The 258-nt window shown below is 51.9% G+C and carries 1 protein-coding gene; it reads right to left on the bottom strand.

The window, feature by feature from the left end:
- The coding region (locus FQ664_RS26360) for an RHS repeat-associated core domain-containing protein (protein WP_144175930.1) at positions 1–258 on the bottom strand (258 nt) is incomplete at both ends.

Genomic DNA, 258 nt, shown 5'->3' on the forward strand with positions numbered 1-258 from the left:
GCCAAACGGATCTATCCATTCGATAGGGTTTGAGGCATATGCGTAAGTGTTTAGTCCGCCAATAAAACTAATGGGATCTCTAACAATAAAACGACCAATTTCAGGTGCGTAATACCGATACCGGTTATAATGCAGCCCCGTCTCAACATCCCAATACTGCCCCTGAAAGCGTAGCGGATTACGAATCTCCGCCCACTTCGCCCCGTCACTCCGCTGCTCCTCCGCCAAACCCCAGGCCTTGTACCTCCCGCTCCAGGC

Origin of the sequence: Pseudomonas persica (genome assembly GCF_900291015.1) — a bacterium.
Classification (GTDB): Bacteria; Pseudomonadota; Gammaproteobacteria; order Pseudomonadales; family Pseudomonadaceae; genus Aquipseudomonas.